The organism is Dactylosporangium cerinum (assembly GCF_042653625.1).
Taxonomy (GTDB): domain Bacteria; phylum Actinomycetota; class Actinomycetes; order Mycobacteriales; family Micromonosporaceae; genus Dactylosporangium; species Dactylosporangium cerinum.
Map to the genome: position 1 here is coordinate 1 of NZ_JBHSIU010000047.1, position 26,044 is coordinate 26,044.

26 protein-coding genes are annotated in these 26,044 nt (G+C 72.0%); 9 read left to right on the forward strand and 17 right to left on the reverse strand.

Translation table 11 applies throughout. The features are described from left to right. Positions 1-45: 45 nt before the first annotated feature. Positions 46-801 carry a sulfite exporter TauE/SafE family protein gene (locus ACFPIJ_RS36110; RefSeq protein ID WP_380122159.1) on the reverse strand — a complete coding sequence of 252 codons (756 nt, stop codon included), beginning with the start codon at positions 799-801 and terminating at the stop codon, positions 46-48. A gap of 68 nt (positions 802-869) precedes the next feature. Between ACFPIJ_RS36110 and ACFPIJ_RS36115 the strand changes: the two genes are divergently transcribed. After that, a complete protein-coding gene (locus ACFPIJ_RS36115; protein ID WP_380122101.1) occupies positions 870-1,202 on the forward strand; it encodes a PadR family transcriptional regulator in 333 nt (110 codons plus the stop codon). After that, positions 1,199-1,969, forward strand: coding sequence for a permease prefix domain 1-containing protein (locus tag ACFPIJ_RS36120; protein ID WP_380122103.1), 771 nt, complete (start codon positions 1,199-1,201; stop codon positions 1,967-1,969). The genes ACFPIJ_RS36115 and ACFPIJ_RS36120 overlap by 4 nt, the downstream gene beginning before the upstream one ends. A gap of 4 nt (positions 1,970-1,973) precedes the next feature. On the opposite strand, the gene ACFPIJ_RS36125 is transcribed toward ACFPIJ_RS36120, so the two are convergent. Together ACFPIJ_RS36125 and ACFPIJ_RS36130 are read right to left on the reverse strand one after the other, a co-directional pair. After that, positions 1,974-2,729, reverse strand: a complete 756-nt coding sequence (locus ACFPIJ_RS36125) for an SDR family NAD(P)-dependent oxidoreductase (RefSeq protein ID WP_380122105.1) — start codon at positions 2,727-2,729, stop codon at positions 1,974-1,976. Positions 2,730-2,788: 59 nt separating this feature from the next. Further along, the gene (locus ACFPIJ_RS36130) at positions 2,789-3,568 is read right to left on the reverse strand and encodes an RNA polymerase subunit sigma-70 (RefSeq protein ID WP_380122161.1); all 780 of its coding nucleotides are present in this window, start codon (positions 3,566-3,568) and stop codon (positions 2,789-2,791) included. A 157-nt stretch (positions 3,569-3,725) separates the two neighbouring features. On the opposite strand from ACFPIJ_RS36130, the gene ACFPIJ_RS36135 reads away from it, so the two are divergent. The 6 genes from ACFPIJ_RS36135 (at position 3,726) to ACFPIJ_RS36160 (ending at position 10,002) form a co-directional block, all read left to right on the forward strand. Then, entirely contained in the window at positions 3,726-4,868 is a 1,143-nt protein-coding gene (locus ACFPIJ_RS36135) for an ROK family transcriptional regulator (RefSeq protein ID WP_380122107.1), read from the forward strand. 92 nt (positions 4,869-4,960) lie between these two features. Then, positions 4,961-5,740 (forward strand): ABC transporter permease, encoded by a 780-nt coding sequence (locus ACFPIJ_RS36140; protein ID WP_380122109.1) that lies wholly within the window; start codon positions 4,961-4,963, stop codon positions 5,738-5,740. Further along, positions 5,737-6,519 carry an ABC transporter ATP-binding protein gene (locus ACFPIJ_RS36145; protein ID WP_380122111.1) on the forward strand — a complete coding sequence of 261 codons (783 nt, stop codon included), beginning with the start codon at positions 5,737-5,739 and terminating at the stop codon, positions 6,517-6,519. The genes ACFPIJ_RS36140 and ACFPIJ_RS36145 overlap by 4 nt, the downstream gene beginning before the upstream one ends. Continuing rightward, on the forward strand, positions 6,516-7,514 hold the full coding sequence (locus tag ACFPIJ_RS36150; protein ID WP_380122113.1) for an aliphatic sulfonate ABC transporter substrate-binding protein: 999 nt from the start codon (positions 6,516-6,518) through the stop codon (positions 7,512-7,514). Before ACFPIJ_RS36145 ends, ACFPIJ_RS36150 begins: the two co-directional genes overlap by 4 nt. Next, entirely contained in the window at positions 7,511-8,998 is a 1,488-nt protein-coding gene (locus tag ACFPIJ_RS36155; protein WP_380122115.1) for a sulfatase-like hydrolase/transferase, read from the forward strand. The genes ACFPIJ_RS36150 and ACFPIJ_RS36155 overlap by 4 nt, the downstream gene beginning before the upstream one ends. A gap of 86 nt (positions 8,999-9,084) precedes the next feature. Beyond that, positions 9,085-10,002, forward strand: a complete 918-nt coding sequence (locus tag ACFPIJ_RS36160) for a formylglycine-generating enzyme family protein (protein WP_380122117.1) — start codon at positions 9,085-9,087, stop codon at positions 10,000-10,002. On the opposite strand, the gene ACFPIJ_RS36165 is transcribed toward ACFPIJ_RS36160, so the two are convergent. From ACFPIJ_RS36165 to ACFPIJ_RS36225, 13 genes are all read right to left on the reverse strand, one after another. Continuing rightward, positions 9,981-12,248: a family 43 glycosylhydrolase gene (locus ACFPIJ_RS36165; RefSeq protein ID WP_380122119.1), complete on the reverse strand. Its 2,268-nt coding sequence runs from the start codon at positions 12,246-12,248 to the stop codon at positions 9,981-9,983. The two genes, ACFPIJ_RS36160 and ACFPIJ_RS36165, sit on opposite strands and share 22 nt — an antisense overlap. A gap of 89 nt (positions 12,249-12,337) precedes the next feature. Beyond that, entirely contained in the window at positions 12,338-12,775 is a 438-nt protein-coding gene (locus ACFPIJ_RS36170) for a glutaredoxin domain-containing protein (RefSeq protein WP_380122121.1), read from the reverse strand. A gap of 18 nt (positions 12,776-12,793) precedes the next feature. Then, positions 12,794-13,084: an SCO0607 family lipoprotein gene (locus ACFPIJ_RS36175; protein WP_380122123.1), complete on the reverse strand. Its 291-nt coding sequence runs from the start codon at positions 13,082-13,084 to the stop codon at positions 12,794-12,796. Positions 13,085-13,088: 4 nt separating this feature from the next. Further along, positions 13,089-13,925 (reverse strand): TauD/TfdA dioxygenase family protein, encoded by an 837-nt coding sequence (locus tag ACFPIJ_RS36180; RefSeq protein WP_380122125.1) that lies wholly within the window; start codon positions 13,923-13,925, stop codon positions 13,089-13,091. 12 nt (positions 13,926-13,937) lie between these two features. Next, on the reverse strand, positions 13,938-14,708 hold the full coding sequence (locus ACFPIJ_RS36185) for an ABC transporter ATP-binding protein (protein WP_380122127.1): 771 nt from the start codon (positions 14,706-14,708) through the stop codon (positions 13,938-13,940). Beyond that, positions 14,692-15,717: a taurine ABC transporter substrate-binding protein gene (locus ACFPIJ_RS36190; RefSeq protein ID WP_380122129.1), complete on the reverse strand. Its 1,026-nt coding sequence runs from the start codon at positions 15,715-15,717 to the stop codon at positions 14,692-14,694. Before ACFPIJ_RS36190 ends, ACFPIJ_RS36185 begins: the two co-directional genes overlap by 17 nt. Positions 15,718-15,735: 18 nt before the next feature. Beyond that, positions 15,736-16,524 carry an ABC transporter permease gene (locus tag ACFPIJ_RS36195; protein WP_380122131.1) on the reverse strand — a complete coding sequence of 263 codons (789 nt, stop codon included), beginning with the start codon at positions 16,522-16,524 and terminating at the stop codon, positions 15,736-15,738. 111 nt (positions 16,525-16,635) lie between these two features. After that, the gene (locus ACFPIJ_RS36200; RefSeq protein WP_380122133.1) at positions 16,636-17,823 is read right to left on the reverse strand and encodes a serine hydrolase domain-containing protein; all 1,188 of its coding nucleotides are present in this window, start codon (positions 17,821-17,823) and stop codon (positions 16,636-16,638) included. Positions 17,824-17,899: 76 nt separating this feature from the next. Further along, positions 17,900-18,679: an alpha/beta fold hydrolase gene (locus tag ACFPIJ_RS36205; RefSeq protein WP_380122135.1), complete on the reverse strand. Its 780-nt coding sequence runs from the start codon at positions 18,677-18,679 to the stop codon at positions 17,900-17,902. Continuing rightward, positions 18,673-19,284 carry an adenylate kinase family protein gene (locus ACFPIJ_RS36210; RefSeq protein ID WP_380122137.1) on the reverse strand — a complete coding sequence of 204 codons (612 nt, stop codon included), beginning with the start codon at positions 19,282-19,284 and terminating at the stop codon, positions 18,673-18,675. Before ACFPIJ_RS36210 ends, ACFPIJ_RS36205 begins: the two co-directional genes overlap by 7 nt. Continuing rightward, positions 19,281-19,811, reverse strand: coding sequence for a flavoprotein (locus ACFPIJ_RS36215; RefSeq protein ID WP_380122139.1), 531 nt, complete (start codon positions 19,809-19,811; stop codon positions 19,281-19,283). Before ACFPIJ_RS36215 ends, ACFPIJ_RS36210 begins: the two co-directional genes overlap by 4 nt. Positions 19,812-19,821: 10 nt before the next feature. Then, complete coding sequence (locus ACFPIJ_RS36220; protein WP_380122141.1) at positions 19,822-20,286, reverse strand: hypothetical protein; 465 nt, start codon at positions 20,284-20,286, stop codon at positions 19,822-19,824. Further along, on the reverse strand, positions 20,283-20,603 hold the full coding sequence (locus ACFPIJ_RS36225; RefSeq protein ID WP_380122143.1) for a hypothetical protein: 321 nt from the start codon (positions 20,601-20,603) through the stop codon (positions 20,283-20,285). The genes ACFPIJ_RS36220 and ACFPIJ_RS36225 overlap by 4 nt, the downstream gene beginning before the upstream one ends. Positions 20,604-20,700: 97 nt before the next feature. Here ACFPIJ_RS36225 and ACFPIJ_RS36230 point away from each other — a divergent pair, with 97 nt between their 5' ends. Next, a complete protein-coding gene (locus tag ACFPIJ_RS36230) occupies positions 20,701-22,803 on the forward strand; it encodes an Hsp70 family protein (RefSeq protein WP_380122145.1) in 2,103 nt (700 codons plus the stop codon). A 2,405-nt stretch (positions 22,804-25,208) separates the two neighbouring features. Here the strand turns inward: ACFPIJ_RS36230 and ACFPIJ_RS36235 are convergent. Continuing rightward, positions 25,209-26,018 (reverse strand): class I SAM-dependent methyltransferase, encoded by an 810-nt coding sequence (locus ACFPIJ_RS36235; protein ID WP_380122147.1) that lies wholly within the window; start codon positions 26,016-26,018, stop codon positions 25,209-25,211. Positions 26,019-26,044: the final 26 nt, after the last annotated feature.

Below are 26,044 nucleotides of genomic sequence, written 5' to 3' on the forward strand. Positions count from 1 at the left end.
TTTGAAGGTCATGCCGACCAGAAACGCGAAGAGCAGCCGCGGGCGTCAGTCGGCGACCCGGACGAGGAGCCAGGCCGCGAGGCCGAAGCCCATCACCGCGACAACGACCCGCAGCACCTTCGGGTCGGCACGGCGGGTGATGGCGGGGCCGAGCGCGCCGCCGATGCCCGAGCCGACCGCGAGCGGGACGACGGCCCACCAGGTGACGTCGGCGACGACCGCGAACATGGCCGCCGGCACGATGTCGGCACAGGCCGTGAGCGCGTTCTTCACCGCGTTGGCGCGGACCAGGTGCGGCTCGACCAGCAACAGCACGATGGCGAGGGTGAGGATGCCCGACCCGGCACCGAAGTATCCGCTGTAGACACAGACGGCGAAGAACGCGGCCGCGGCGGCGACCCGCTGCCACCCGGCCACCGCCGTGTCTCCGGCGGCGGTGGCTGCGGCCGGTTCGTCGGTCGTGGGGCGGATCAGGATCAGCGCCGCGGCGAACGCGATCAGGAACGGCACGATCCACGCGAACACCCCCGGCGGGGTGACCAGCAGCAGCACCGCCCCGCCGGTGCCGCCGACCACCGCGACCGCCGCCCACCACGGCAGCCGCCGCCGGTGCACCCGCAGCTCGCGCCGGGACGTGGCCGAGGACGCCACCGCACCGCTGATCAGCGCGACCGTGTTGGCGACGTTCGCCTGCAGTGGGCCCAGGCCGGCGGCGAGCAGCGCGGGATACGTGACGAGCGACGTGATGCCGCCCGCGGTGCCGATCACGCCGCCGAGGACCCCGGCCAGGACGAGCAACATGATCCGCACCGGGGTGACGGTACCGGTGCGGTTGACATCGACGGCGGCTATACCTAGCTTGTCTAGGTATGGACGTCCGGGGTCATCTCGACCTGTTGCTGCTTGCCGTGCTGGCCGATGGTGGCCCGGTGCACGGTTACGCCCTGATCGCCGCGCTGCGGGACCGCTCCGACGGGATGTTCGACCTGCCGGAAGGCACCGTCTATCCGGCGTTGCACCGGCTCGAGCGCGAAGGCCTCGTCGTGAGCCACTGGGAGCAGGCCGTGCCCCGCCGCCGCCGGGTCTACGCGCTCACCAGCGACGGCCGGCAGGCGCGGGTCGCGAAGCAGGTCGAGTGGCGCAGCTTCGTCAGTGGCGTGCAGTCGGTGCTCGGGCCGGCCACCGGGCCGGTGACGGCATGACCACGGCGCAGAGCCCGGTCGAGCGGTATCTCGACGAGATGTTCGACCGGCTGGCCGGCACCGGCGCGCCCGGCCGCCGGATGCTCGCCGAGGCCGAGAGCCACCTGCTCGCCGCGACCGAGGACGGCATCGGCCGCGGCCTGGATCCCGAGACCGCCGAGCGCGACGCGGTGGCCAGGTTCGGTGCCGCCGCCGACATCGCCCGGCAGGTCACGCCCGCACCGACGAGCCTGCGGGCAGCGCTGCGCAGGTCCGCCGTCGGCGGGTGGGCGGTCGCCGGTGCCGCCCTGGCCTGGTACGGGACGAGCGGCGTCCTCACCTGGCTGCTCGGCCGGCCGTTCGCCCAGCTGATGGTCGCCACGGACCGGTTCGGCAACCAGCGGAACATGTGCGATCGGCCGTGGGTGCCGAACGTGTCAGGGCTGGACTGCGCCGGGTACTACTACGGCGAGCTCAACCGGGTGCCGGTCGGCGGTGCGCGGTTCCCGTTCGCCGTGGTGGCGCTCATCGGCATCGGGCTGCTGGTCGCCCTGGTCGTGGCGCGCCGCCGGACCCCGCTCGGCACGGACGCCTGGACGCCGGCGGGTCCGGCGCTGCGGCTGGCGTTCGCGGTGCCGTTCGGGTTCGTGGCGCTCCTGCTGCTGTTCTACGCCACCCTCGGAGCCTTCGCGTTCATGCAGAACTGGACCCTCAGCTACCTCGTGGCCGGGCTGCTCGCCGGGGTGATCGCCGTCGTGGCCGTGCGAAAGGCGCGCCGGCCCGCGTAGCGGGTCAGTCGAGCATCGCGCCGCAGGTCATGTTCAGGGCGGTGCCCGTCAGCGTGCGGGCCAGGTCGGAGGCGGCGAAGACGGCGAGGTTGCCGGCGTCCTTCAGCGTCGCCGGCCGGCCGAGCAGGGTCTGGCCGGTGATGCTCGCCTCGATGGCGGCGCGGCCGGGGACGTCCGCCGGGATCACCTCGGGCACGCCGCCGGTGCGCAGGGTCAGCACCCGCACACCATGCGCACCGAGCTCCACCGCCAGCTGGCGGCGAAGGTGTTCGACCGCCGCGAACCCGGCCTGCAGCCCGCCGAGGTGGAAGTCGCGCGGCGGGTCGCCGGCGCCGCCGAAGAACAGCAGGACGCCGCCGCCCTGGCGGACCATGTGCCGGCCGGCGGCGCGGGACGTGATGAACTTCGAGCGGACCGACTGGACCACGGGCGCCAGGTAGTCCTCGACGGCCATGTCGAGGACCGGGGTGCCCTGCACGTCGGCGTCGGCGATGACGTTGATCGCCACGTCGATCCGGCCGGCCGCGGCGACGACAGCCGCCGCGTGCTCCTCGACGGCGTGCTCGTCGAGGGTGTCGACGACGGCCGTGTCCGCGCTCCCGCCGGCGGCGCGGATCTCCGAGGCGACCGCGGACAGGGTGGCCGGGGTGCGCCCGGCGAGGAACACCCGCGCGCCGGCCCGGCCATATGCCCTGGCCATGGCGCCGCCGATGGCGCCGCCGCCCCCGTAGATGATCGCGTTCCTACCTGCCAGCAGCATGATGGTTCCCTCCCGGTGGATGCATCCGTCGCTGATACAACCCGGCGCGGCGGTGAAACTCATCGCGGATCGAGGAACTCCGGCAGGCCGAAGGCGGGGAACAGCGCCGGACCGAGGAACGACACCACCTCGGTGACCCGCGAGCCCCGCACCGTCACCAGGTCGATGCCGGCCGCCTCGAAGCGACCCGCGGACAGCAGGTACGTGCCGAACGCCGGCCGCCCGTTCGCCGCGGTGGGCAGGAAGCGCCACCGGTGGCGGGAGGGGCCTTCGAGGAGGAACGCGCGGATGGCCGGGGCACCGGCGTACACCTCGGGCAGCGGAGGCATCGAATACCTGGCGTCGTCGGCCAGCATGCTGACGATGGTGTCGACGTCGCCGGCCTCCCACGCGGCGCGATAGGCGCGGGCCACCTCCCGCACGTCGGCGGTTGGTGTCGGGTCCGGGGCGGGCAGTGCCTTGCGGGCCCGCTGGACGGCGCTGTTGACGGCGGCGACGGTGGTGTCGAGCAGCCCGGCGGTCTCCGCGGCGGAGAAGCCGAGCACCTCGCGGAGGAGGATCGCGGCCCGCGGTCGGGGCGGGAGATGCTGCAGGGCCGCCACGAACGCCAGCTCCACCGAGATGCCGGTGAGCGCGTCCGGGAACGGCTGCAGCCAGAGCGGCTCGCCGTCGGAAACCCGCAAAGAACGGCCCTGCAACATGGTCAGGCAGCGGTTGGTGGCGATCCGGAACAGCCAGGGGCGCACCCCGGCGGGATCGGCGAGGCGCGGGAACGCCTTCCAGCCCCGCAGGTAGGTCTCCTGCACCGCGTCCTCGGCGTCGTGCAGCGAGCCCAACATCCGGTAGCAGTGCGCGAGCAGCTCGCCACGCAGCGGGCCGGCGAGCTCCTCGAACGTCACCCGCCCAGCCTAAAATCATGTATTTCCCATTACATTACTGGGGAACATTCTGTCGGAGGGTTGACGGAAAAATTCCATCCGCCCTACGGTGTCAATCGTGTCCGTTGAGGGTGTCCACGCGCTGGTCAGGCGCACGCATGAGGAGCGCGTCCTGCGCGTCCTGCGGGAACACGGCGCCCTCAGCCGGGGACAGATCGCGGCGAAGGTCGGGCTGTCCCGCACGACCCTGTCGGAGATCACGGGCGACCTGCTGTCGCGGGGCGCGGTCGTGGTCGTCGACACCGACGCGAGCCTGCGCGCCGGCAGCGGCCGGCCGGCGGAGCTGCTGACGCTCGACCCGTCGTCAGGGCAGTTCCTCGGCGTCGACCTCGGGCACACCCGGGTCCGCATCGCCGTCGCCGACGCCGCCCACGAGGTGATGGCGGCCGGCCACCAGACCTACGGGCCCGACACCGGCTGGCCGGAGCGGGTCGCGATCGCCTTCGACCTCATCGACGACGTGGGCACCGGCTCCGGGGTCAGCTTCCGCGCCCTGCAGGGCGTCGGCGTCGGGGTCGCCGGGCCGCAGCCGGCCGAGCCGGCGGTCGCCCAGGCGTTCCGGGAGCGGTTCGGCACCACGGTCATCGCCGACAACAACACCAGGTTCGCGGCGCTCGCCGAGGCGATCACCGATGGTCCCGACCTGCAGGACGTGCTGTACATCCGGCTCGCCGACGGCATCGGCGGCGGTCTCGTCGTGGGCGGGCGGCTGGTCACCGGCGGGCACGGGGTCGCCGGTGAGTTCGGCCATGTCCCGGCTTTTGTTCCGTCGGCCGGCGCCGAGCCCGACGCCTGCCGCTGCGGCCGCCGGGGCTGCCTGGAGACGGTCGCCTCGGTGCCGGCGGTCCTGCGCACCTGCCGCCGGCGCGGCCTGGCCGTGCGCACCGCCGAGGACCTCGAGGCGGCGCTGCGCCGCGGCGACCCGGTCGCGGCGGCGGTGCTCGACGAGGCCGCCGACGCCGTCGGGCAGGTCCTCGCCGCGGCGGCGCTCGTGCTCGACCCGACCCAGATCGTGGTCGGCGGGCGGCTCACCCGATGTTGGCCCGGTGTCGTCGACCGGGTCGCCTCCACCATCGCCGAACGGGCCGGCACCGCCACGCCCCGGGTGGTCCGCGCCGCCCGTCTCGGCGACGAGGACGGTGCCCTGGGGGCCATCGCCGCCCTGTATCGCCAGACCCCGCTGCTCGCCGGCTACCACTAGCCGTTCCTGCACAACCGTCGTCCGTCCTGTCTGGACGGTTACTGCACCGTGCCCGTCGTTGAGGAGAGCACCATGACCAGACCGGGGCGCCCATGAGCGTCGTCGGTAGCACCACGAGAGCGACCCCGCGTCGCCGCGGCGTGTGGGTGCTCAACGCCGTCTCGGCGGCCGCCGGGCTCGCCGCGTGGTGGATCTACGCGCGCACGGACCCGACGGTGCCGACGCCGCCGGCGGTGCTGGACAAGGCCGTCGACCTGCTCGGCGACGGCACGCTCGAGGCGGACATCCTCGCCAGCCTGCGCCGGGTGCTGATCGGCTTCGCGCTGGGCACCGGCCTGGCGATCCCCATCGGGTTCCTGATGGGCTGGTACACCGTGGCCCGCGGGCTGATCGAGCCGTGGGTGCAGTTCTTCCGCACCATCCCGCCCCTCGCGATCATCCCCCTGGCGATCGTGCTGATGGGCATCGGCGAGACCCCGAAGCTGTTCGTCATCTTCCTCGCCGCGTTCCTCGCCTGCGTCATCGCCACGTTCCAGGGCGTCGTCGGGGTCGACAAGACCCTCATCAACGCCGCCCGGGTGCTCGGCGCGCCCACCCGGGTCATCTTCGCCCGGGTCGTCGTGCCCGCGTCCACCCCGTTCATCCTCGTCGGCATGCGGGTCGGCCTCGGCTCGTCCTGGGCCACCCTCGTCGCCGCCGAGCTCATCGCCGCCCAGGAGGGACTCGGCTACCGGATGCAGAGCGCCCAGCTGTACTACGACCTGCCGACCATCTTCGTCGGCCTGATCAGCATCGGCGTGCTCGGCCTGCTGATGGACCGGCTGCTGCTGCTCGTCGAGCGGCGCGCCACCGGCTGGCAGGAACGCCGATGACCACCCGTATCTCCATCAAGGGCGTCGCCCGCACGTTCCCGTTGCAGGGCAGGGACTTCGTCGCGCTCGGCGACGTGTCCCTCGACGTGGCCGACAACGAGTTCGTCACCATCGTCGGCCCGTCCGGCTGCGGCAAGAGCACCCTGCTCAACATCGTCGCCGGCCTCGACCACCCGACCGGCGGGCAGGCGCTCGTCGGCGGGAAGGCGGTCACCGGGCCGGGACCCGACCGGGGCGTCATCTTCCAGCAGTTCGCGCTGTTCCCGTGGCTGACCGTGCGCAAGAACGTCGAGTTCGGGTTACGGACCGCCGGGGTACCGCGGGCCGAGCGCCGCCGCCGCGCCGAGCACTTCATCGACCTGGTCGGCCTGACCCAGTTCGCCGACGCGCTGCCCAAGACGCTGTCCGGCGGCATGAAGCAGCGCTGCGCCATCGCCCGCGCCTACGCCGTCGACCCGTCGATCCTGCTGATGGACGAGCCGTTCGGCGCCCTCGACGCGCTCACCCGGGTGCGGCTGCAGGAGCAGCTCCTGGACACCTGGAGCCGGGAGAAGCGCACCGTCATGTTCGTCACCCACGACGTCGACGAGGCGGTGTTCCTCGCCAACCGGGTCGTCGTCATGGCCGCCAACCCGGGCCGCATCGTCGAGGTCATCGACGTCGACCTGCCGTTCCCACGCACCGAGGAGGTCCGGCTCGGCCCGGACTTCACCCGGTTGCGCAACCGCGTCTGGAGCGCGGTCTATCACCAGCCACCTCAAGAGAGGAAACCTTCATGATCTCGCGTCGCGGTTTCGCCACCGTGCTGGCAGCGGCCACCCTGATCGGCGTCGCCGGCTGTGGTTCCGAGGAGCCCGCGAAGGCGGGTGCGCCGACCAAGGTGACCTTCGGCTACATCGGCGACTACAACGGCACCAGCCTGCTCGCCGTCGCCGAGAAGCAGGGCCTGTGGAAGAAGTACGGCATCGACGCCACGGTGAAGGTCTTCACCAACGGCCCGGTGCAGGTGCAGGCGCTGCAGTCCGGCGACCTCGACTTCGGCTACATCGGCCCCGGCGCCTTCTGGCTGCCCGCCTCCGGCCAGGCGAAGATCATCGCGATCAACACCCTCGGCGCCGCCGACCGGGTCATCGCCCAGCCCGGCATCACCTCGATCCAGCAGCTGCGCGGCAAGAAGGTCGGCGTCCCCGAGGGCACCTCCGGCGACATGATCCTCACCCTCGCGCTGCAGGCCGCCGGCATGACGAACAAGGACATCCAGCGGGTACCCCTGGACGCCTCCACGCTCGTCTCGGCGTTCTCGTCCAAGCAGATCGACGCCGCCGGCTTCTGGTACCCGGCGATCTCCACCATCAAGAAGACCGTGCCGGACCTGGTCGAGCTCGCGAAGAACGACGACTTCGCCAGCAAGGTGTCCTTCCCCAACGCGTTCGTCGCCGGCAACAAGGTCGTCGCGGAGAAGGCCGCCGCCGTCACCAAGGTGCTCCAGGTGCTCCGGGAGGCGACCGACTACCGCGCCGCCCACCCGGACGAGACGATCGCCGCCACCGCGGAGCTGCTCAAGCAGGAGGTCGCCGCCGTGAAGGCCGACGCGGCCAACAGCAAGGCCCTGACCACCAAGGAGCTCGACGCCGCGACCGCGGACGGCACCGTCGGCAAGTGGCTGACCGGCATGGGTGACTTCTTCGTCAGCGCCGGCAAGCTCAAGGCGCCGGTCGACCCGAAGACCTACTACCTCGGCGACCTGTGGACCGGGGCGGCGGCCGCCAAGTGACCAGCGCACCACGCAACATCCTGTTCCTGATGACGGACCAGCACCGGGTGGACACGCTCGGCGCGTACGGCAACGCGCTCGCGCGGACCCCGGTGCTGGACGAACTGGCCCGGACCGGCACCCGGTTCGACCGGTGGTACACGCCGACGGCGATCTGCACCCCGGCCCGGGCCAGCCTGCTCACCGGGCAGGCACCGTTCCGGCACAAGCTGCTCGCCAACCAGGAGCGCAACGTCGGCTACAGCGAGGACCTGCCCGACGGCACGTTCACGTTCCCGCAGGCGTTGCGGGCCAACGGCTACAACTGCGGCCTGGTCGGCAAGTGGCACGCCGGCACCGCGAAGAGCCCGGCCGACTACGGCCTGGACGGCGTGCACCTGCCGGGCTGGCACAACCCGGTCGACCACCCCGACTACCTGTCCTACCTGGAGTCGCGGGGGCTGCCGCCGTACCGGATCAGCGACCACGTGCGGGGAACCCTGCCCAACGGCGGGCCGGGCAACCTCCTCGCCGCGCGGCTGCACCAGCCGGTCGAGGCCACGTTCGAGTACTACCTGGCCACCCGCACGATCGAGATGCTGGAGCGCTACGCGGCCGACGGGAAACCGTTCTTCACGGCGCTGCACTTCTTCGGCCCGCACCTGCCCTACATCGTGCCCGACGAGTACTTCGACCTGGTCGATCCGTCCGATGTAGAGCTCCCGAAATCGATTGCGGAGACCTTCGCCGGCAAGCCCCCGGTGCAGCGCAACTACAGCGCGCACTGGACGTTCGACACCATGCCCCTCGAAGTCACCCGCAAGCTCATCGCCGTCTACTGGGGCTACGTCACGCTCATCGACGAGCAGCTCGGCCGGGTCCTGGCCGCGATGGAATCGCTGGGGCTGCGCGAGGACACGTCGGTGTTCTTCACCTGCGACCACGGCGAGTTCACCGGCTCGCACCGGCTGCACGACAAGGGTCCGGCCATGTACGAGGACATCTACCGCACGCCCGGCATCGTCAGGGTGCCGGGCGCGCCCGCCGGGCAGGTCCGCGACGAGTTCGTGAGCCTCACCGACTGCACCGCCACCATCCTGGACCTCGCCGGCATCCCGTCGGCGGCCACGGTCGACTCCCGCAGCCTGCTGCCGCTCGTCCGGGGCGGCTCCCCCGACTGGGCGCCGGACGTGGTCGCCGAGTTCCACGGGCACCATTTCCCCTACCCGCAACGGATGCTGCGCGAACAGCGCTACAAGCTGGTCGTCAACCCCGACTCCACCAACGAGCTGTACGACCTGGACCTCGACCCGGACGAGCTGCACAACCGGTACGAGTCACCGGAGCTCGCGGCGGTGCGGGCCCGGCTGCTGCACCGGCTCTACACGCTGCTGCGGGACCGCGGCGACAACTTCCACCACTGGATGGCGTCCATGTATGACGTCGGGTCGTTGCGGCACGACCCGACGCTCAGCGGGCTCGACGACGCCTCGTACACACCATGACCGACTGCTGCCAGCCCGCGTTTCCGTCCCGCCCTTCGTCATCGTCTGTCCATGGTGGTGGCTCACACGGAATCGAGCAGGCGCACGTGCCGGCGCAGACGTTCGCGATGGGCGACGCGCACGGCGACGGCATCCGCCCCGACGGCGAAGGACCCGTCCACGACGTGGGGCTCGACGCGTTCAGCATCGACGCGACCACGGTCACCGTCGCCGACTTCACCGCGTTCACCGCCGCCACCGGCTACCGCACCACCGCCGAGGTCGACGGTTGGTCCGCCGTCTTCCACCTCTTCGTCAGCGCCGACGCCCACATCGTCGGCGCCGCGCCGGCGGCCCCCTGGTGGCTCGGCGTCCGCGGCGCCGACTGGGCGCACCCCGACGGCCCCGGCTCCACTGCCCGCCCCGACCACCCCGTGGTCCACGTCAGCTGGCACGACGCCCAGGCCTACTGCGTCTGGGCCGGCCGCCGCCTGCCGACCGAGGCGGAGTGGGAGTGCGCCGCCCGCGGTGGTCGCGCCGGCGAGCGCTACCCCTGGGGCTCCACAGTGGACGTCTCGGATTGGCCGTGCAACATCTGGCAGGGCGAGTTCCCGGTCCGCAACACCGCCGACGACGGTTACAAGGCGACCGCACCCGTGCGCACCTACCGCCCCAACGGCTACGGCCTGTGGCAGGCCGTCGGCAACGTCTGGGAGTGGTGCGCCGACTGGTTCGCCGCCGACTACTACACCCGCTCCCCGCTGCACGCCCCATCCGGCCCGACCGACGGCGTCGCGAGGGTGCTGCGTGGCGGCTCGTACCTGTGCCACGACTCCTACTGCAACCGCTACCGCAACGCGGCCCGCTCCAGCAACACTCCCGATTCGTCGATGGGCAACGCCGGCTTCCGCACCGTCTCGCTCGGGCCGGATCAGGGTGTGGCAGGACCGGCCAGCGCGGTGATGGGGCGACACCGGCAACCCGCCGGTGCCGCCCCGGCGGCTCATCCCGAGGCGAGGGAGTAGGTGCGGACGTAGTCGAAGCGGGCCGTGGCGCCGGTGGCGTTCATCGAGACCAGGCCGATGCGCAGCGCGCCCGCGTGGGGCATCGACCAGGTGCCGCCCCACGTCCAGGTGACGCCGTCGGTGCTCGAGGCCATCCGCACGTCGTGCTCGTTGTTCGCGGCGTCGTACCGGTACACCAGCCGCAGCCAGGTCGTCAGGGCCGGTGGTCCGCCGAACATGGGCGCGCTGGCCACCGCGGTCGGCGGGGTCGTCGTGGGGCGTTCGGCCTCCTTGCCGAACTCCGTCACGTGCAGGACCGTGCCGCCGCCTCCCGCCAGGGGCAGGACCGTGTGGGTCAGTTTGAAGAAGCGGTTGTCGTTCTCGTACAGCACCAGGCCCGCCTGCTGGTTACCGGCGGTGCCGTCGAACTGCAGCTTGGTCTCGACCACGAAGTCGCCGGTGGGGACCGGGCGGTGCAGGACCGACGCGGTGTTGGTGCCGCCGACCAGTTCGGCCGCCTGGGTCGGCCACACGAGCTGGCCGCCGGAGACCGTGGCGGCGGAGGCGCGCAGCCACGTCCAGCCGGTGGTGCCGGTGGTGAACTCGTCGGAGTATGCGGGCAGCTGCGCGCCGAGGACCGGGTCGGCCACGCGGGCCGCCGGCAGCGGATACAGCGGCGCCGCGCCCAGGTTGTCGGCGGCGGCGACACCGCCCGTCGAGGTGGCCCCGATGCGTCCCGTGGCGGGCGCGCCGGCGGGCAGCGTGACGGTCACGGTCGAGACGGCGTCGCGGAGGCGGTCCGCGGTCACCCAGGTGACGAGGGTGCTGCCGCGCCGCTCGGCGGCCACGTTGTGCCAGGAGCCGTAGTCGAAGGACGCCGGCAGCGGGCTGCTCGCGGAGGTGGTCACCCCGGCGACGGTGACGTCGACGACGAGGCGCTGCTGGGCCCGGTTGATCCAGGCGACGACGCGGTTGTTCGCGTCGGCCTGGCTGACGACGAGGCCGACCGAGCCGGTGCTCGCCCGCAGGTCGCCTTCCACCCGCAGGTCGCCGCTCACGGACGCGTTCGACAGTGAGGTGCCGGCGGTGGACGTGGACAGGTACCCGCCGGCATCGGTCTCCGTCGCGATGGGCCAGGTCGTGCCCCAGCCGCCCAGCCCGGCGTTGAACGAGCTGCCGACCGTCCACGTGCTGACCGGCGCCGGTTGCGCACCGGTCGAGGGGCCGGCGCCGGCCCGCACCACCGGCCAGCCGCCGATCCAGTCGAGGCGGTCCAGCATCAGCGGCCGGCGGCTGAGGTTGCTGATCGTGCCGCCCCACGGGTTGGTCACCGGGCCGAACTCGGGGCTCGAGGACGCGATCGCGTGGTACACCAGCCAGTCCTGACCGGACAGGTCGGTCTGGATCGCGTTGTGCCCCGGCCCGACCCAGCCGTTGCCGTTGGCGGCCAGGACGATGCCGTCCTTGCTCGTCAGGTCCATCAGGTCGCGGCCGCTGGGGGTGGTGAACGGCCCGAGCGGGCTGCTCGCCCGGCCGACCTTGACGGTGTAGCCGCTGAACGCGCCGTCGCAGCAGCCGGCGTCGGAGTAGAACAGGTAGTACATGCCGTCGCGGCGGACCACGAAGCCGCCCTCCATCCGCCGGCCGCGGGCGATCTGGGTGACGGCGCCGGTGAGGGCGGTTGCGGTGGCGTTCATGCGCGACACGCAGATGGTGTCGTAGCTGCCCCAGTAGAGGTAGTGCGTGCCGGTGCCGATGTCGGTGTACATCGCCTGGTCGATGCTGCCGCTCGGGCAGCCGCTGCCGGAGCCGGGGACGATCCGCCCGTGGTCGGTCCACGGCCCGAGCGGCGTCGGCCCGGTCACCAGCGCGATGCCGCCGGTCGACATGGAATAGGTGAGGTGGTACTGCCCGTCGACGTACCGGATGTCGGGCGCCCACGGCCGGGTGCCTGACGGCCACCACGACGGCTTGGCGCTCACGGGGTAGACGTCGCCGACGTAGGTCCACGACACCAGGTCAGGGGAGCGCAGGATCGGCAGGATGTGCTCGTTCGTGTCGCCGGCGCTGACGCGGATCGGGTTGGTGGTGCCGTACGCGTACCAGAGCCCGTCCTTGCCGCGGATCATCGCCGGGTCTGGGAAGGTGTCGACCGTGCCCGCGCTGACCGGGTTGGTGTAGGTGCTGGGCGCCGCGGCCACCGTGGGCGGCGCGACGACGACGGCGGTGGCGCTGAACAGGACGCAGAGCAGGGCGATGCGGCGCACGGGGTCTCCTCCATGGCGGGTTCTGGAGCCGTGCCGCGACGCTATGGCCTACGGATTTCTCCGTCGAGGGGCCGTCAGATTGGGATTCGTCACTGTGCTCGACGCAGGTGCGGCCGGACCGTGGAGGGTGCGGGATTCACGTGCGCCGCGCCGCCGTGGACGACGGTCGGCACGGTCTCGTTGCCGTCGGCCACCGCTCGGACGGCGGCGGCACCCTCGGGGTCGCGCCAGATGTTCACCCACGACGCGTGTCGGGCCCGGCCCAGCAGGCTCAGCCGCAGCTTCGCGCAGTACGGGCAGCCCGGCCGCCAGTACACGATCGGCCGGCCCTCCTCGGCGGCCCGCCGCTGGGCGACGGCGGCGGGGACGTGCCGGGGGAAGGCGAGGGGCGAGAAGACGACGGCGAGCGCGACGAAGGCCAGCCCGAAGCCCACCGCGCCGCCCACGGAGCCGCCCGAGACCTGGCTGGCGGCGATCGCCGCACCGCACGCCACGAACGCCAACGGAACCAGCCACACCCGGATCATGGTCAGCACCGTAACCGTTTACGTCGCGCTGGTCACGGGTGCCGGGGAGATCAGGTTGCCCCGTTCGTCGAGGACCTTGTCGCTCCAGTACCGGTCCCACTCGTCGTCGAGGTACTTCGGGACCTTGCCGGCCGGGTAGGGCACGTAGCCGGCCGGCGGGTCGGCGCCGTCGCGGACGCAGGTGCGGCCGGTGGTGTTGCCGACCGCCTTCACCGGGTGCTCGCCGGAGCTGCAGATCCGCTCCTTGAACGAGCACCCGGTGGCGAGCAGCGCGGTGAGCAGCAGCAGGGTCAGCAGGCGCCGGGTCATACCCTCAGTGTGGGCCCACCGGGACGTCGCCGCGCAGCGTGATGCGGTGCATGACGCGGTGGGCGGTGCCGTAGTCGCGGTTGGCGTAGTGCGCGGTGCTGCGGTTGTCCCACATCGCCACGTCGCCGGCCCGCCACCGGTGCCGCACGATGTGTTCCGGCTTGGTCAGGTGCGCGTACAGCAGGTCGAGGATGCCGCGGCTCTCCGCCGCGGAGACGCCGACGATGTGCGAGGTGAAGCCGGGGTTGACGAACAGGCCACGCCGGCCGGTCTCCGGGTGGACCCGCACGACCGGGTGCTCGACCGGGTCGAGGCGGGTGACGACCTCGCCGTCCCAGACGCTGCCCTTGCCGCCGCGGCGCTGAGCCAGGTAGTAACCGAATTCGCGGTTGCCGTCGTGCACCGCGGTGAGCCGGTCGGCGAGGTCCCGCACCGGTGCGGACAGCGACTCGTACGCGAGCTGGCTGTCCGCCCAGTTCGTGTCGCCGCCGGACGGTGGGAGGACCACGGCCCGCAGGATCGAGCCGAGCGGCGGGCGCGGCATGAACGTCACGTCGGTGTGCCACACGTCGGCGAAACCGTTGTCGGCGCTGTCGAGGGCGTACACCTCCGGGTGGGCCTCGTCGACGCCGCCGACGACGGGGTGAGACGCGGTCAGCTCGCCGAGCCGCCAGCCGAGCCGCACCTGCCCGTCGTCGTCGAGCTGCTGCCCGCTGAAGAACAGCACCTTGTGCTCGACCAGCGCGGCCCGCACCTCGGCCAGTTCCTCGTCGGTCGCCCGGTCCAGGTCGATGTCGTGCACGTCGGCGCCGAAGCGCGGGCCGAGATGGTCGAGTTTCATCGTGACTTCCTTTCAGACGGCCGCGTCGCGGACGGCGTGGCCGATCGTGGCGCGCAGCGCGGCGTAGGACGGCAGCCCACGCAGCTCGTCCGGCTCGATGCCGGTGCGGGGCAGGTCGATGTCCTGGTCGAGGGCGACGCGGCCGGGGCGGCTGGTCAGGACGATGACGCGGCTGCCCAGGAACACCGCCTCGTCGACGCTGTGGGTGACGAACACGCAGGTCCGGCCCGTCTCCGCGGTGACCTGCCGCAGGTCCTCCTGCAGCCGCTCCCTCGTGAGCGCGTCGAGGGCCGCGAAGGGCTCATCCAGCAAAAGCAGCGGATTCGGTACGGCCAGCGCACGGGCGATCGCGACCCGCTGCTGCTGCCCGCCCGAGATCTGCCACACCCGCCGCTCGGCGACGTCGTGCAACCCGACCCGATCGAGCAACTTCGGCACCCGCTTCGCGCGTTCCTCCCGGGGCACCCCCGCGTAGCGCAGCGCGAGCTCGACGTTGCCGCCGACGGTCTTCCACGGCAGCAGCCGCGGCTGCTGGAAGACCAGGCCGGCGCCGCGGCCCGGCTCGGGGACCTTGCCGTCGATGCGCACGGTGCCGGTCGTCGGCTGCTCGAAGCCGGCGATCAGGCGCAGCAGCGTGCTCTTGCCGCAGCCGGACGCGCCGACCAGCACCAGGAAGGCGCCGGCCGGCACGGACAGGGACACCGGACCGACCGCCGCGACGGCGCCGTAGCGGTGCTCGACGCCGTCGACGGTGATGGCCGCGGCCTCAGGACTGGAGGACACCCGGCAGGCCCTTGGTGTAGATGGCCTTCTCGACCGTGGCGAGGTCCGGCACGGCGTCGATCTTCTTCTGTCCCTTGAGGAACTCGGCCGCCGCGAGGAGGTTCTTCGCCAGGTCGCCGACCTTCTCGGGGGTGCCGAGCCAGGTGCTGCTGGAGATGTCGGACGGCTTGAGGAACACGCCCTGGCTCAGCTGGTGCTTGGCGTCCTCGGTGCTGATGTTGAGCTCCTTGCCGACGGCGGTGGCCGCGGCGGTGGGGTCGTTGGCGATGATGTCGAGGGCCTTCGCCTCGGCCTTGCGCCACGCGTCGACGGCGTCGGGGTGCGCGGTCGCGAACGCGGTCGACACGACGCCGAGGTCGAGCGTCGGCTTGCCGGCGGTGGCCAGCTCGCGGCTGGTGACGAGGACCTTGCCGGTCTTCTTCAGCTCATCGAGGGACGGCAGCCAGGTGTACGCAGCGTCGAGGTCGCCCCGGGTCCACGCGGCCTGGATGTCCTGCGGCTCCAGGTCCACAATGGTCAGCTCGGACTCCTTGACGCCGGCTTGGTCCAGCGCCGCGAGGAGGCTGTAGTGCGCGGTGGAGGCGAACGGGGTGCCGACCTTCTTGCCCTTCAGGTCGGCGATCGTGTTGACGTTCGAACCGTTGCGGGCGACGAGGGCCTCGTTGTCGCCGGCGACGTCGAGGACGAACGCGACCTGGTAGGGGATGTTCAGCGGCGCGGACAGGCCACGGGCGACCGGGCTGGAGCCGATGGCGGCGATGTCGACGCTCTTGGCCACGAACGCGGTGTTGATGCTCGCGCCCGAGTCGAACTTCGTCCAGGTGATCTTGTAGTCGGGCAGCGCCTTCTCCAGCAGCCCCTGGTTCTTGACGATGAGGTCGCCGCTGGGGAACGCCTGATACGCGATCCGGATGGTCTTCTGCTCCGAGCTGGAGTTACCGCTGGCGGCGCCATCGCCGCAGGCGGCGAGGAACAAGGCGGTGACGGCGATCAGGCTCTTGAATCTCACAGGTGTCCTATCGGGTTCTCAGGCGCGTCCGCGCCAGGGGATGAGACGGGTCTCGGCCTGACGCAGCACCGCGTCGATGGCGAGCCCGGACAGTCCGATGGCGAAGAGGCCGAGCACGACGACGTCGGTCTGCGAGTACCGCTGGGCGTCGCGGACCATGCCGCCGATGCCGGGCACGCCGTTGATGGTCTCGGCGGCCACGACGGAGGAGTACGCGATGCCGACGGCGAGCCGGATCCCGGTGAAGATCTCCGGCAGGGCGTTGGGCAGCACCACGTCGCGGGTCACCTGCCACCGTTTCGCGCCGAGGGCGCGGGTCGCCTCGACCAGGGCGGTGGGCGCGTTGTGCACGGCGGCGGCGGTGGCCACGGCGACCGGCGGCAGTGCGGCGATCGACAGCAGCCACAGCTTGGGCGTCTCGTCGATGCCGAACCAGATGATGAAGAGGCTGAAGTACGCCAGGGGTGGCAGCGCGCGGACGAACGTGACGACCGGCTCGGTGACCACCCGGATCCAGCCGACGGTGCCCATGGCCACGCCGAGGACGAGGCCGCCGGCGACGCCGATCGCGGAGCCGATCAGGATGCGGCGGAGGCTGACCCCGAGGTGCTCGATGAGCAGGTGGCCGCTGTAGCCGCGGGTGCCGTCGTGGACGGTCGAGGTCTGGATCAGCCGGTGCCAGACGGCGGCGGGGGAAGGTATGAACGTCGGGTTGTCCATGACGGTGGCGGTGACCTGCCACAACACCCCGAGCACGGCGATGGCCACCACCCGCAACCCGATCCGGCGGCCCCACTCGGCGTTCACGGCTCTCCTCGTACGTCAGGTCCTGCAGAAGTATGCAATTCCTATCGTATAAGTAGAGTAGAGGCAAGTGGGGCCGCCGTTGATCACATGCTGTTGGCAGTGGGCTCCTGGTTACCTGCCGGACAATGCCGCCGCGATGATGCGCTGGGAGCGCACCGGCTGGTCGCTGCCGCCCATGTGCAGCGTGTTGACGGAGAAGATCAGCCGGGCGGACAGGTCGCGGGTCGCGGCCATCCCGTTGTTGTAGCCCGGGCGGTCACCGCTCTTGCCCCACAGCACCAGCGACGGCCCGGCCGGCAGCTCCGTCAGTCCGGCGCTGTAGACGGCCTTCTGGTCGTCGGTGGGGTCGTCGTTGCCGTCGTACAGCATCACCCCGGCCGGCAGGGTGAACATCTCCGACAACTGCGGCTCCGGGACGAGCTGCCCGCTGAACAGCGCCACCAGGAACCGGTCCAGGTCCGGCGCGGTCGAGATGATCGCCGCCGCCGACCACTGCAGCGACGTGTCGGCGCGGGTCACGTCGACCCACCCGTCCTCGGTGGCCTCGTAACCGTGCGCGTGCGGGCCGCGCACGTCGACGTCCCGGCCGGGCGCGGTGGTGCCGCGCAGGCCGAGCCGGTCGATGATCCGCTGCTGGATCTGCGACTCCCAGGTGCGGCCGGTGACCTTCTCGATGAGCAGCCCGGCGACGATGTAGTCGACGTTGCCGTACCGCTGCTTCGTGCCGGGCGTGAACGCCAGGGGCTTTGCCGTGTCGATCTGGCTGCCCTTCGCCCAGTGGTCGTAGCGGTGGTCCTTGAACCAGTCCCACTGCTTGTTGCCGGTCTCGACATGGTTGAGGCCGCTGGTGTACGTGAGCACCTGCCGCACCGTGATCGGCGCGGTGCCGGCCGGCAGGAGGTCCGGCAGGTAGTGCTGCACGGTCTGGTTCAGGTCGAGCTTGCCCTCGGCGGCCAGCTGCAGCGTGACCACGGCCGTGAAGGTCTTGGTCATGCTGCCGATGCGGAACCGGCCGTCGATCGGGACCGTCCGTCCGGTGTGGACGTCGGCGACCCCGGCGGTGCCCTGCCGGCAACCCCCGGCGTCGTGGAGCAGCACGAGCGCCCCGGACGCCTCCGCGTCCGGCAGCCCGGTGAGGGCCTCCCGCAGCGGCGTCCCGTCCGCAACGGTCGTGCAGCGCTGCCGGCCCGGACCCCAATCGGCTTCACCGTCGAGTCCGCGTTCGCGATTGGCGTTCGCGGCTGTAGCCGGTCCGATGACGAGCGCGGCCGCGATCAGGGCGGCAGTGAGTTTGCGCAACGCCGACACCTCCAACGATAGGTGGAAATCTGTTGCTCCACCCTGTCGCCGGCGGTGCCGCACGGGCATCCGGGGTTTACCTCCGCGGGTCCCCGAGAACCGCCCCCGAGAAGCCGTCAGGGTCCTCCACCCACGGCAGGTGGCTCGCACCGTCGAAGGTCACCCTGCGGACGTCGGGCAGCGCCGCGGCCAGGGAGTCCACCGCCCAGCGGGGCCTGAGGTCCTCGCTGCCGTCGATGATGAGCACCGGCACCCGCAGCTCCCGGCACAGCGCGGCCACATCGGTCTCCCGCAACCGCCGCGCGACCTCGGTGTTGAGGGTGGTGTTGGACTCACGGTTGATGTCGAACCACGGCGTCGCCATCGCCTCGGCGTGCGCCGCGGCCCGCTCCCGGTCGGGGAACTCGGCGGTCCACTGCCGCACCACCGCGGCGCGGTCCCAGCCGCCGGGCACGCCCCGGACCCGTTCCCGGAACGCCGGCTTCCAGGTGTCCTCGTCGTCGATGCCGGTGCCGGCCACATACACCAGGCGCCGCACGCGATCGGGGTGCCGCAGCGTGTATTCGAGCGCCAGGTGCGCGCCCCACGAGTGCCCGAGCAGCGTGGCCTTCTCGTCGGCGTGCCCGATCAGCACCGTGTCGAGGTCATCGACGGCACGGTCCAATGTGTACGGTCCACGCCGCGCCGACCGGCCGCACCCGCGCTGGTCCCAGCGGACGGTCCGGTAGTGGCCGGCGAACATCGTGGCGAGGTCGCCGGCCATGTCCCATAGCCCCGGCCCGCCGTGGCAGAACACCAGCGGCGGCCCGTCCCCGCCGACCTCCGTCCACAGTCGACACCCGTCGTCGGTCAGCACGTGGCGGCCTCCGCGATCTGTTCGAGCGGCAGGGTCGCGTCGACGTTCACCAGCAGCCCCTGCTGTTTGTAGTACTCGAGGACCGGCGCGAAGCGATCACGGTGGCTGGACAGCTTGACGGCGACCATCCGCGGGCTGTCGTCGTCGCGCTGGAACACTTCGCCACCGCACCGGCCGCACCGGCCCGGCTCGGGCGGCGGGTCGAACTCGGCGTGCCACGCCCGCCCGCAGCCGCGGCACACGCGCCGCCCGGTCAGGCGGCGGGTGATCTCGCGGTCGGGCAGGACCAGGTCGACGACCCGGTCCAGGGGCGGGCCGCTCGTCGTCAGCACGGCGGCCTGGGTTCTGCTGTGCGGGAATCCGTGGAGGACGAAACCGTTGTCGTCGAGGTGGTTCAGGAGCATGGGCAGCAGCAACTCGTCCGGGGCGAGCTCGCCGGCGTGCATGAACCGCAGGAACTCGACCGAGGCCGGGCTCTGGGCCCGGACCTCGGCCTGGACGACCGTTGCCAGGCTGACGACGGGCACGCCGAGTCGGCCGGCGATCAGCTCCGCGACCGTCATCCGATCGGAGGCCGGCGGGCCGAGGACGACGAGCCGTCTCATCGCGGCAGCGCCCGCAGCGCGGCGGTCAGCGCCGGCCACGGGAACGGGGGAGGTGGGGTCGTCGTGTCGCTGTCCAGCGGTGGCACCGACGCCGGGTCGAACACGACCGTCACGCCCCACTCGCGCAACGTTCGCAGGCTGGCCTGGAACGCCGGATGGTTGGACAGCCCGACGTTCGGCGTCGGTACGACGATGACCGGTCTGCCCAGCCCGATGCCCTCGTTGAGCAGGCCCAGCGCCAGGGTGTCGCTGATGCCGGCGGTGAGCTTGTTGACGGTGTTGAAGGTGGCCGGCGCGACCACGAACGCGTCCGCCGGTGGGAGCACGTCGGGCTCGTCGGGCTGCTTGTACCGCGACCGCACCGGAAACCCGGTCTGCGCCTCGAGCGTTGCGGCGTCCAGGAACTTCAGGCCGTCCGGGGTCGCGACGACGCAGACCACCCAGCCGTCGCGCTGGGCGTCGGCGACGAAGTCGGGCAGGTCCGCGGCGGGGCGGCCGCCGCAGGCTATGACGTACAACACCGGCATGCGGCAAAGGCTAGCCGCCGGGGCACTCATGGGCGCACCCGTGGACCGGTGACGGCGGCTCCAGGTCGGCCGGCACGTGCCCGATGACCGGCGTGCTGGACGTGGTGCCGGCGGCGCACAGGATCACGAACAGCAGCGGCGCGGCGATGAGGGCGCCCACGAAATGCCGCGTCCAGCCGGGCTCGTCGGTGGTCTTGGCGATCACGGCGCCGATCGCGGGCAGCACCACGGCTGTCACCATCGCGATGAGGAACAGGGTGTCCGTGGTGGCCCCGAAGGCCTCTGCCTCCGCGCGGGTCGGCGTAAACGGTTTCGCGGTGCGGCGGATCAGGGCCACGACGAGCAGGAACGGGGTGCCGTACAGCCACGTGTAGAACAGGACACCGAGGGCGGTGCGCCGCATCGTGTGGCTGTGCCGTGTCGTGTCGTCGGGGTTCTTCGTGTGGCTGTGCCGTGTCGTGTCGTCGGGGTTCATCGCGTGGCCCCGTAGAGCGCGACGCCGGCACCGATGACGGCGGCGGTCAGGGCGGCGGACAGCGTGCCGGCGAGGGCCGCTGGCAGCTTCAGCCGGGTCACGGCGGCGGTCACCATCAGGAGCACCAGCAGCAGCGGTACACCGGCCACGAAAACGATGACGGGCAGGATGTCGAGCAATGACAGGCATGCGCCGAAGCCGGAGCAGTCGCGGTCCGGTTGCTCCGGCACCGACCACTCGCCGACGACGGCCGCCGTGACACCGGTCACGAACCAGCCCACGCCGACCAGCATGCTCGCCCCGAACGTCTTCGCCATACAGTGATCTTGGCGGGGTTGGACGGCCGCGGCATCGGTGTTCGTACTCAGGTGCTTCCTAGGTACGATGCGTCGTCCGGACGGTTGGGGGTGCGCAGTGCAGGGTCAGGTCCGGTTCGCCGTCGACCTCGGCACCTCCAACACGGTGGCCGTCGTCGACCGCGGTGACGGCACGCCACGCCCGCTGCTGTTCGACGGCAACCCGCTGCTGCCGTCCGCCGTGTTCGCCGACGCCTCCGGAACCGTTTTCGTAGGTCGCGACGCCGAGCGGCACATGGCGACGGACGCGGCGCGCTACGAACCGAACCCGAAGGGTCACGTCGACGAGGGGCTCATCCTCCTCGGCGACCGCGAGGTGCCCGTCGTCGAGCTGCTCGCCGCGATCCTGCGCCGGGTCGCCGGCGAGGCCGCGCAGACGGGCGTCCTGGCCGGCGGCACGACCGTGCTCACCTGCCCCGCCGACTGGGGCCCGCGCCGCCGCGCCGTGCTGTCCGAGGCGGCCGCGCTCGCCGGACTCGGCCGGGTCACGCTGCTGGACGAGCCGGTTGCGGCCGCCACGTACTGCATCCGGGTCCTCGGATCGCGCATCGCCCCTGGTCGCAGCGTCGCCGTGTTCGACTTCGGCGGCGGCACCCTCGACGTCACGGTGGCCGCGGCCGCACCGGACGGGCTGCGGGTCCTCGCCACCGGCGGCCTCGACGACCTGGGCGGCACCGACATCGACGCCGCGCTCGTCGGCCACCTCGGCCAGCAGATCGCCGCGCACGACGCCGCGCTGTGGCAGCGCCTGCAACACCCGCAGACGTCCACCGACTTCCGGGACCGGATGACATTCTGGTCCGAGGTGCGCGCGGCGAAGGAAATGCTGTCCAGGGCCGCCTCGGCACCGGTGCACGTGCCCGGCGTCGACGCCGCGACCCACCTGACCCGCGAGGAACTGGACCGGGTCGCGGGGCCACTGGTCGACCGCGCCGTCGACGAGACCCGCCGGGTGCTGCAGCGGTCCGGGGTGCCGGACGTCGACGCGATCCTGCTCGTGGGAGGTTCGAGCCGGCTGCCGCTGGTGGCGAGCCGGCTGCACGCACGGTTCGGGCTGGCGCCGGTCGTGCCGGAGCAGCCGGAGCTGCCGGTCGCGTTCGGGGCGCTGCTGCTGGGCAACAGCCAGTCTTCGCCGGCTCCTGGGCAGGGCGCGCCGGTCTCGCCCGTGACGCCGGCGGCCGGGTATCCGGCGTCGCCTGCGTACCAGACATCGGCGTCGCCTGCGTATCAGACGTCGGCCCCGCCGGCGTACCAGATGTCGGCGCCGCCGACGCAGGCATCGGCGCCGCCGGCCTATCAGGCGAATCCGGCGGGGTTCCAGGCGCCTGCGTCCTCGACGTTCCAGGCGTCGGCACCACCGGCGGCGTATCAGGCGTCGGCGCCGCCGGCTGTCGGGGGTGCAGCTTTCGGGGGTCCGCCTGCGGGGTATGCGCCCTCAGGGTATGCGCCTTCGGGGTATGCGCCTTCGGGGTATACGCAGCAAGACGGTTATGCGCCACAGCAGCAGCCGGTCGTGCCGCAGCAACGCCCGCAACGGCCTTCGGTCATCATCGGCCCAGGTGTGACGATGCAGGGCAACGTCGCGATCTACGGCGACGAAGACCTGATGCCGCAGTACGCCCGCGACGAGCCCGACCGCCACACCCGCGACGAGGCACCCGCCGACCCGCCGGCCCGTGCCCGCCGAGGCTCCGGGTTCTCCGTCTCCCGCCTGTTCTTCCGGCTGCGGCTCATCGCCATCCCCCTGGTGATCGTGCTGGCTCTGACCCCGTGGGGCCGCGGCCTGCTGTCCGCCGGCCGCGACAAGGTCAAAGAGTGGACCGGCAGCCCGTCCGCCACCCCGACGGTCGCAGTCTCCACCTCCACCGCCGCCACCCCCGCGAAGTCCGCCCCCGCCACAACCCCGGCAGCGTCCGCCGCCGTGACCCCCGACACCGTCAAGGCCGGCACCTCCGTCAAGGTGACCGGCACCGGCTTCGACAAGTCGGAGCAGGTCACGATCAAGGTCAACGGCGTACAACAGATCGTGAAGCCCGCCACCGCCGGCAAGGTCGAGTGGACCATGCCCACCAGAACCCTCAAACGAGGCACCACCACCATCGTCCTGACCGGCGCCGCCAGCAAACGCCAAGCCGAGGCAACCCTGGAAGTCACCGCTTAGCAGCGCGTGCGGTGCTGACCGCAGAGCGTCATGCCGCTGGACGCGGTGGTGTGCGACCTCGAGAATGAGGTGCAGCGCCTACCGGGGGGAGGCGGGCACATGCCACGACCATACTTTTCTCTGGAAGCCCCAGACGCCGGTTCAACGGCCTCTGGCCCGATGGACTCGAACACCCGTCTCGCCGCGTCGAGGGCCGACTTTCTCCGCCGCCACGAGGAGAAACTGCGGATGCGAGCCGAGTTCGCCGAGGCCCGCAAGCACGGCCTGGCGGCCCGCCACGCAGCGAAGCTGGCCCGGATACATTCCGCGCGACAGTTGGCCAGCGGGGCGTCCCAGTCGTCGCGTGGAGCGCCGTCGGCCGGACGCCTTCCACCACCAGCAACCGCCCCCAGCCCAGCACCACGCAGCACCGTGGCCGCCCGCCGGCTCCCACGCCAGCGGTTTCGCGCCCCGTGCCTGCAGGTTCGCGCCCCGTGCCTGCGGGCTCGCGCCCCGTGCCTGCGGGCTCGCGCCCCGTGCCTGCGGGCTCGCGTCCCGCACCTGCGGGTTCACGTCCTGTGCCAGTCGGTCCAGTTCCGCAGCGTCGCACAGCCGGCGGCCTTGGGCCCGGTGCTCGTCGCGACGCCGTATCTGCCGCTCCCACGCCTACGGGTCCACGTTCTGTGCTTGCCGCGCCGGCGTCCGCACCCGTGGGTCCGCGCTCCGCTCCTGTCGGGCCAGCGTCCGCACCTGCGGGTCCGGGCCCCGCACCTGCCGGTTCGGCGTCCGCACCTGTGGGCCAGGGCTCCGCACCTGCTGCGCCGACGTCCGCACCTGCTGCGCCGACGTCCGCACCTGTCGGGCCGGTGTCCGCACCTGTGGGCCAGGGCTCCGTGCCTGCCGGTTCGGCGTCAGCACCTGTGGGCTCGCGCTCCGTGCCTGCCGGTTCGGCGTCAGCACCTGTGGGCCAGGGCTCGGTGCCTGCCGCACCGGCGTCCGCACCTGCGGGCTCGCCCTCCGCGCCTGCCGGGCCAACTGTCGTTCGTGCACGCTCCGCTGCCGTTCCGGCGAGGCCATTTCCGGCGCCGTGCAGCGCAGCGGACGTCGTCCCGGCTTCGGTGCCTGCGAGCCAGTGTTCCGTGCCGGTGTGGGCCGACGCCATCCCGCCCGCCGTGCCTGTGAGTCCGCGTCCAGTGCCGGCCCGGCCGGTTCCGGTGTCGACTGGGCCGATTCGTGTGTCTGCACGCCTGACACCCATGCCCGCCAAGCCGACTCCAGCGCCGTTCAACGCGGTGGTCACCGCGCCGAGTGCCGCATCCGATCTCCTTCCATGCCGACGACTCGGTCGGCATCCATGCTTGCTCGGTCGGGGTTATGTCCGGGGCGGTGGTGTACGGCCGTGCTGGCCTGCCCGCTTCGGGCAGCCGCGGTTGCGCAGTGCTGGCGGATCCGTGCTGCCTGAAGGACTCGCTTTGGCCGCGCCGCCGCTTCGTCCTGTGGCCCGTGGACGCGGTCGCGGTGCTCAATCGCGGCCGGATCTTGGTCGTCCAGTGGCCGTTCGGACGGCCGGTCCGCGATTTCGATCTGTGCAGGGTCCTGCCCAGTGGGTGGTGGCGCGGCAAGCGGAACGATTTCCGGGTCAGGTGCCCGGGATCCTTCGGGTTGTGGGGAATCTGGCCACGACGCCCGCGTGCCCGGCGCACGTTCCGGTGCTGCCGGGGTCCGGATCGGCCGCTTCGTCCGCGTGTTCCGCGCCGGGGGTGGATCTTCCTGGTGATCGAAGTCGCGGGCTGGCTGTCCGCACAGCCCGTGCACGACTTCGATCGACCGCCGGACCGCGCGACCGCGTGGCAGGCGGCGGACGTCGCGAACGGTCACCATGTCGGCGTCAGCCGAAGGGCACTGGTCCGGGACGTCGCGCAGATGTTCGCCAGCAAGCGCGAATGGGTGGGGGGCGTGTGGACACCTCCTGCGCTTCACGCTTTCACCGAGACACGGCGGCGGATGCGGCGGCTCGTTCGTGATCCAAGGCGCCACCCGGCCGCTCGTCACCACGACAGCGGACACGGCCCCAGATGTCGGGAGCTTCGTCCAACGGAGCGGGCACTGTTTCGACGCGATCGACGGTGGGCCGGGTCGTTCAAGTGCGCCGAGACGTCCGGCTCGCGCTTGGGCCGTGAGCATCGGCGACCCTGCGACCCCTGCTACCTCGCGTCCCCCGCAGTTCGGCGGCCCCGCGGCACCCGCCTCCCCGCGACCCTGCGACTCCCTGACCCCTTCGACCCTTCGACCCAGCGTCTCCGTAGCTAGGCGGCCCCGCGTCTCTCGCCTCCCCGTCAGCCCTGCGGCCCCGTGACCCCTTCGTCCCCGCGTCCCCGCAGTTCGGCGGCCCCGCGTCTCTCGCCTCCCCGCGGCCGTGCGACCCCTCACCGACGGCTCGGCGACGGCTCGGCGACCTTTGCGGCCGTTGTCACCGGCGACCTTGCGGCCCCGGTGGCCTGGGAGCCCGGGGGTGTTGCGGCGGTCGTCAGGCGGGTGTCCATCGGGGATGCCGTCGTTGGGTTGGGGCTCACGTCACCTGGGGGCGTTGGCGACGGGACGGCGGAGAAGAAGTGGCGGCCGCCGTGTAGGTGGTGGGTGAGGCGTAGGTCGGCGTTGGCGAGGGTGGTGTGCAGGTCGGCGCGGCTGAGGCGGCGGACGGTGGTGCGTTGCTCCCAGGTGGTGTTGGCCAGGCGGTACGTCGAGTGGGCGTGCAGGACCGTGCCGTCGAAGGACTCCACGGAGAACGAGACCTCCACGGGCCAGATCCGGCCGGTGGAGGAGGTCACGTTGGAGAACCAGGACGGTGGGAGCCAGTTCATGATGACCTGGCCGGAGGGGGTGACGTGGCGGCGGCACGTGGCGAGGAGGGCGGTGCGCAGGGTTTCGTCGGCGGTGTTGAGCCGGGCGCCGGCCACCAGGACGACCGGGAACTGCTCGTCGAGGCTCAGCGTCGCCAGGTCGGACTGGACGGTGCGTGCGCCGTGGACCTGGGCGAGCATGGCGGCCGAGTCGTCGACGACCGTTACCGGGTGGCCGAGGTCGGTCAGGGGGTTCGCGAAGCGGCCGCCGCTGTGGCTGAGGTCCAGGATGGCTGTGGCGGGTGGGATGTTGGCGTGCACGAAGGTGGGCTCGCCGCTGTGGGGGAGCACCGCGTACAGGTCGACGGGCCGGCCGTCGGCGGTGATCTCGGACATCGGATCACCATGGCACGTGCGTGGCA

Bases quoted from the DNA above. Each gene is read 5' to 3' on its own strand.
- ACFPIJ_RS36110 (WP_380122159.1), bottom strand. From the start codon at position 801: ATGTTGCTCGTCCTGGCCGGGGTCCTCGGCGGCGTGATCGGCACCGCG.
- ACFPIJ_RS36115 (WP_380122101.1), top strand. From the start codon at position 870: ATGGACGTCCGGGGTCATCTCGACCTGTTGCTGCTTGCCGTGCTGGCC.
- ACFPIJ_RS36120 (WP_380122103.1), top strand. From the start codon at position 1,199: ATGACCACGGCGCAGAGCCCGGTCGAGCGGTATCTCGACGAGATGTTC.
- ACFPIJ_RS36125 (WP_380122105.1), bottom strand. From the start codon at position 2,729: ATGCTGCTGGCAGGTAGGAACGCGATCATCTACGGGGGCGGCGGCGCC.
- ACFPIJ_RS36130 (WP_380122161.1), bottom strand. From the start codon at position 3,568: ATGTTGGGCTCGCTGCACGACGCCGAGGACGCGGTGCAGGAGACCTAC.
- ACFPIJ_RS36140 (WP_380122109.1), top strand. From the start codon at position 4,961: ATGAGCGTCGTCGGTAGCACCACGAGAGCGACCCCGCGTCGCCGCGGC.
- ACFPIJ_RS36145 (WP_380122111.1), top strand. From the start codon at position 5,737: ATGACCACCCGTATCTCCATCAAGGGCGTCGCCCGCACGTTCCCGTTG.
- ACFPIJ_RS36150 (WP_380122113.1), top strand. From the start codon at position 6,516: ATGATCTCGCGTCGCGGTTTCGCCACCGTGCTGGCAGCGGCCACCCTG.
- ACFPIJ_RS36170 (WP_380122121.1), bottom strand. From the start codon at position 12,775: ATGATCCGGGTGTGGCTGGTTCCGTTGGCGTTCGTGGCGTGCGGTGCG.
- ACFPIJ_RS36175 (WP_380122123.1), bottom strand. From the start codon at position 13,084: ATGACCCGGCGCCTGCTGACCCTGCTGCTGCTCACCGCGCTGCTCGCC.
- ACFPIJ_RS36180 (WP_380122125.1), bottom strand. From the start codon at position 13,925: ATGAAACTCGACCATCTCGGCCCGCGCTTCGGCGCCGACGTGCACGAC.
- ACFPIJ_RS36210 (WP_380122137.1), bottom strand. From the start codon at position 19,284: ATGAGACGGCTCGTCGTCCTCGGCCCGCCGGCCTCCGATCGGATGACG.
- ACFPIJ_RS36215 (WP_380122139.1), bottom strand. From the start codon at position 19,811: ATGCCGGTGTTGTACGTCATAGCCTGCGGCGGCCGCCCCGCCGCGGAC.
- ACFPIJ_RS36220 (WP_380122141.1), bottom strand. From the start codon at position 20,286: ATGAACCCCGACGACACGACACGGCACAGCCACACGAAGAACCCCGAC.
- ACFPIJ_RS36225 (WP_380122143.1), bottom strand. From the start codon at position 20,603: ATGGCGAAGACGTTCGGGGCGAGCATGCTGGTCGGCGTGGGCTGGTTC.
- ACFPIJ_RS36235 (WP_380122147.1), bottom strand. From the start codon at position 26,018: ATGTCCGAGATCACCGCCGACGGCCGGCCCGTCGACCTGTACGCGGTG.